At 73.0% G+C, this 4,932-nt stretch carries 3 protein-coding genes; 1 reads left to right on the top strand and 2 read right to left on the bottom strand.

The window, feature by feature from the left end; translation table 11 throughout:
• The first annotated feature begins 30 nt into the window (after positions 1-30).
• Positions 31-1,392 carry a DUF3100 domain-containing protein gene (locus QR78_RS18930; protein ID WP_082173765.1) on the top strand — a complete coding sequence of 454 codons (1,362 nt, stop codon included), beginning with the start codon at positions 31-33 and terminating at the stop codon, positions 1,390-1,392.
• 235 nt (positions 1,393-1,627) lie between these two features.
• Here QR78_RS18930 and QR78_RS18925 read toward each other — a convergent pair whose 3' ends face one another.
• On the bottom strand, positions 1,628-2,272 hold the full coding sequence (locus QR78_RS18925; protein ID WP_048429117.1) for a L,D-transpeptidase: 645 nt from the start codon (positions 2,270-2,272) through the stop codon (positions 1,628-1,630).
• Positions 2,273-2,405: 133 nt separating this feature from the next.
• A complete protein-coding gene (locus tag QR78_RS18920) occupies positions 2,406-4,820 on the bottom strand; it encodes a putative bifunctional diguanylate cyclase/phosphodiesterase (RefSeq protein WP_082171941.1) in 2,415 nt (804 codons plus the stop codon).
• Between the last annotated feature and the right edge of the window lie 112 nt (positions 4,821-4,932).

Below are 4,932 nucleotides of genomic sequence, written 5' to 3'. Positions count from 1 at the left end.
GACCGCCCCCCCGCACCGGAGACGTCCCCCATGACCAGCGGTACCCTCGCGAGCGGCGGCACGGCCGTCGCGCCCCCGACCGATGCCGGCCGCGCCGGCATCCTGACGCTCTTCCTCGTCGCCCTCGTGGTGGTGACCATCGCGGAGGCGATCGGCAACGTCGCCATCCCGCTCGGGCACGGCAAGATCATCCTGCTGCCGCTGCTCTGGGCCCTGCTGATGGGCGGGGGCCTCGGGCTGGCCGCGCCGCGCCTGCCCCGCTCCTTACGGCTGCCCGTGGCGCTCCAGCACGCCGCGGGCGCGATCCTGCAGCCGGCCCTGCTGCTCTTCGTCGCCAAGCTCGGCCTCCTCGTCGGCGGCTCGCTGCCGAAGATCCTGAGCGCCGGCTGGGCCCTCGCCTTCCAGGAATTCGGCCACTTCTTCGGCACGATGGTGTTCGGCCTGCCCGTGGCGCTCTTGCTCGGCCTCAAGCGCGAGGCGATCGGCGCCACCTTCTCGGTCGGGCGCGAGCCGAGCCTCGCGATTATCGGCGAGCGCTTCGGCATGGATTCGCCGGAAGGCCGCGGCGTGCTGGCCGAGTACCTCACCGGCACGGTGTTCGGGGCGGTGTTCATCGCGGTGCTGGCCGGGCTGATCGCGAGCCTCGGCATCTTCAACCCGCTGGCGCTCGCCATGGGCGCCGGCGTCGGCTCGGGCAGCATGATGGCCGCGGCGGCCGGCGCCATCGCGGCGCAGCAGACGCCCGAGATGGCCAAGGAGGTCGCCACCTTCGCGGCGGCGAGCAACCTCATCACCACCACCATCGGCACCTATTTCACGCTGTTCCTGTCGCTTCCGTTCACGATCTGGGCCTACGGCGTGCTGGAGCCGATCCTCGGCCGGGGCCGCGGCCGGACCGAGGCCGCACCCGAACCGGCCACCGCGGTCGCGGCCCATGCCGCCCCGGCCTTCGGGCTGCCGGCGCTGGTGCTGATCTGGCTCGCCACGGCGGCGTTCGGCCTCATCGGCAACCGGCTCACCTACGGCACGGCGATCGACGGTCAGGTGCTGATCGGTGCAGCCATCATCGTGGGTGCGGTGATCGTCGGCGAGGTGCTCTACCGCCTCGCCGGACGCCGGCTGCCGGCGGTAGTCTGGGTGTCGCTGATCGGCATGGCTCTCACCTATCCGGGCACGCCGTTCTCGGCCGAGATCGCGGCAGCGACGGGCCGGATCAACTTCCTGGCGCTCGCCACCCCGATCCTCGCCTTCGCGGGCCTGTCGCTCGCCAAGGACTTTCCGGCCTTCCGCCGCCTCGGCTGGCGCATCGTGGTGGTGTCGTTCATGGCCAATGCCGGCACGTTCCTGGGCGCGGCCCTGATCGCCCAGTTCTGGATGCCCCCGCCGGTGTGAGGAGCGCTCCCGCCGAACCCTCCCCCCTGTGCGGGGGAGGGTGGCCTGCTCCGTGGGCCGGGAGAGGGGCAGCGCGACGCTGGTTCAGGAGGCGCCCGCCAGAACGGTGCCACCATATCCGGAAGCGGCGTCCCCTCTCCCGCCCCGCGCACGAGTGCTTCGCACTCGCCGCGGGGCCCCCTCCCCCGCAATGGGGGGAGGGTTGAGGCGCGAGCCCGTGGCCCGACGATCTCTCCTAGACCCGATACTTCCCGTTCCGCTTCACCATCACGGTCGTGCCGACCGGGACGCGGTTGTAGAGGTCGACCACGTCCTCGTTCAGCATGCGCACGCAGCCCGAGGACATCTGCTCGCCGATGCTCCAGGGCTCGTTGGTGCCGTGGATGCGAAAGAGGATGTCGCGGCCGCCCTGGTAGAGGTAGAGGGCGCGGGCGCCCAGCGGGTTGTCGATGCCGCCTTTGCGGTTACGCGGCAGGTCGGGGTTGAGGCTGACCATCTTGGCGGTCGGCCCCCAATCGGGCCAGACGCCCTTGCGGCCGACCGTGGCGGTCCCCTTCCAGGAGAAGCCGAGCTTGCCGACGCCGACGCCGTAGCGGCGCGCCTGGCCGCCCTCCTGGACGAGGTAGAGGAAGCGCTCGTCGATATCGACCACGACGGTGCCGGGCTTCTCCAGACCGGTATAGGCGACGGTCTGGGGCCGGTATTTCGGGTCCATCCGGCTACGGTCGACCAGCGGCACGTCGTAGGGCTGGTCGGGCATGGTGCCGATGTACCAGGCCGCATCCGGATCGACGGCCGCCACCTGGGCGGGACCGCGGGCGTTGCAGGCCGCGAGCGGCAGCCCGGCGAGGAGGGCGAGGACGAGGCGGCGCGGCGGCATCGGAAAGCGACCTTTCGGCGGGACGGGCGGATCGGCGGCCCGTCGCTGGACAGGGGCCCATGCCTAGCCGCTCTCGCCGCCCCAGGTTGTGTCCCGCCGGACTCAGGAGGCCGGGAAAGTCGGAGCCTCCGCCTCAGGCCGCCGCCGCCATCCAGGGCCCCGCGGACGCGGCGACGAGGGCGCGCAGGTCCGCCGCCGGGACCGGGCGGCTGAACAGGAAGCCCTGCACCTCGTCGCAGCCGCTGCGCCGCAGGACGGAGAGCTGCGCCTCGGTCTCGACGCCCTCCGCGACCGTGGTGATGCCGAGGCTGGCGCCGAGCCCGATCACCGCCTGCACCACCGCCAGAGCCGCGGCCTCGTGGCCGAGCGCCGCGGTGAACGAGCGGTCGATCTTGATCTTGTCGAACGGAAAGGCACGCAGGTAGCTCAGCGAGGCGTAGCCGGTGCCGAAATCGTCGATGGCGATGCGCACCCCGAGGCCGCGCAGGCGGTGCAGCACCGCGATGTTGGCGGCGCTTTCCTCCAGCATCACCTGCTCGGTGATCTCGAGCTCGAGCCGCACCGGGTCGAGGCCCGATTCGGCGAGCGCCCGGGCCACGGTGCCGACGAGGTCGGGGGTGCGGAACTGGGCCGGCGAGAGGTTGACGGCGATCCGCACCGGGCGCGGCCAGGCGGCGGCCTCGCGGCAGGCCCGGGCCAGCACCCACTCGCCCAAGGGCGCGATCAGCCCGGTCTCCTCGGCCACCGGGATGAAATCCGCCGGCGAGACGAAGCCGCGCTCGGGGTGGCGCCAGCGCAGCAGCGCCTCGCAGCCCGTCACCGCGAGGCTGCGCGCGTCGACGAGGGGCTGGTAGTGGACCTCCAGCGCCTCCGCGGCCATCGCCGCCCGCAGGTCGCGTTCGAGGGAGCGGCGGCCCTGGAGCGCCGCGTCCATGGCGGGCTCGAACAGGCGCCGGGTGCGCCGGCCGTCGGCCTTGGCGGCGTAGAGGGCGGTATCGGCCTTGCGCAGGAGCCCGTCGGGATCCCGGCCATGCTCGGGCGCGTGGGCGAGGCCGATGCTGACCCCGACCGTGACGTCCTGGCCGTCGAGCGCGAAGGGCCGGCAGAGGGCAGCGATGATCCGGTCGGCGAGGGCCAGAAGGGCCGGCCGCTCGGCCCGGTGCAGGATCGCGAACTCGTCGCCGCCGAGCCGTGCCACCAGCCCGTCGGCCGTCAGGCAGGCGCGCAGGCGCTCGGCGACCTGGCGCAGCAGCGCGTCGCCCGCCGGGTGGCCGAGGGTGTCGTTGACGAGCTTGAAGTGGTCGAGATCGAGGCAGAGCAGCCCGACCGGGACCTCTGCCGCCACCGCCTCGGCCAGCCGGTCGTGGAACAGCACGCGGTTCGGCAGGCCCGTGAGGGCATCGTGATGGGCCATGTGGGCGATGCGCCGCTCGGCCCGGCGCTGCTCGGTCACGTCGACGCAGGCGTTCAGGGTGGCGCTCACGCCCTCGAACGGGATCGGCCCGGAAAACACCTCGACGTCGATGACGCTGCCGTCCCGGCGGCGGTGGCGCTGGGACGGCCCGCCCGCGCCCGGGGCCACGAGGTCGCCGGCCGACAGGTGCAGGAAGTCCTCGCGCGGGAAGCCGTAATGGCCGGTGGCGGCGTCGTTGACCGCCAGCACGGCCCCGTCCTCGCCCGAGAGCCACATCGGCACCGGGTTGTGCTCGAACAGGAGGCGCGCCGAGGCCTCCCGCGCCTTCAGGTCGCCGATATCCGTGAGGGTCACGCCGAGGAGATCGCCGATCGCCGCGATCTCGACGCGGAGATGCAGCAGGCTGCCATCCGCCCGGGTGTAGGAGGTCTCGTAATGGCGCTTGTCGCCGGACAAGGCGGCGCTCAGGCGCGCGAGCATCGGCGCGACCGTCGCGGCCGGGAGAAACGTCGACAGGCGCCGCCACTGCGCCCGCTCGACGGTGGTGCGCATCATCGCGGCGGCGGCGTCGTTGAGGGACAGGATGCGGAAATCCGTGACCGCTCCGGCGCCGTCCCGCACGGTCGTGATAGCCGCCATGCCCTGCCGGGTGGAGCGAAACAGGGTCTTGAGGAGGTTCGTCCGCGTCGTCCTGCCGGCGAGGCACAGAAGCACCAGCCCCCCGGACCGGCCGGCCATCGGCAGGCCGACCATCTCGGTGGTGTAGGCGACGCCGCCCGCCACCCGGGCGCAGGGCGTGCGGACCGGCTCCCCGCCGGCGAGGGCCTCGGCGACGATCTCGCGCAGGGCGTACGAGAGCCCGCCGGTCACCTCGTCGAGGGCGCGGTCGGCCCAGGCGGAGCCCGGTGCCGCTCCCGGTTCGGAGCGTCCGAGCCACTCCTCGAAGGTCTCGCCGACCCAGAGGAGGCGGGGGCTGGCGAACGACGCGTCCACCAGGGCGGACCGGCTCGCCATGCGGCCGAGATTGCCCAGGACCAGGTCCTCGTAGGCCGGCAATCCGCGGATGGCGGCCTTCGCGGCGTGCCAGCGGTGCAGCAGCCCCTCGGTGCCGTCGCGCGTCGCGTTCCCGCTCATCCCGTCCGATCCGAACCCGCAACCGTCCGAGCAGTAGCGGGCCCGCGACTTCCAGACCGTTAAATCGAGCCGGCTCGGTATCCGGATTCGGGCCGGCTCGATTTAACGGTCT

The organism is Methylobacterium indicum (assembly GCF_001043895.1).
GTDB lineage: Bacteria > Pseudomonadota > Alphaproteobacteria > Rhizobiales > Beijerinckiaceae > Methylobacterium > Methylobacterium indicum.
Note: the sequence above shows the minus strand (reverse complement) of the source record. Positions and strands in the feature narration are given on the sequence as shown.

Excerpts from the sequence above, each read along its gene's own strand:
- QR78_RS18930 (WP_082173765.1), top strand. The coding sequence starts at position 31 with ATGACCAGCGGTACCCTCGCGAGCGGCGGCACGGCCGTCGCGCCCCCG.
- QR78_RS18925 (WP_048429117.1), bottom strand. The coding sequence starts at position 2,272 with ATGCCGCCGCGCCGCCTCGTCCTCGCCCTCCTCGCCGGGCTGCCGCTC.
- QR78_RS18920 (WP_082171941.1), bottom strand. The coding sequence starts at position 4,820 with ATGAGCGGGAACGCGACGCGCGACGGCACCGAGGGGCTGCTGCACCGC.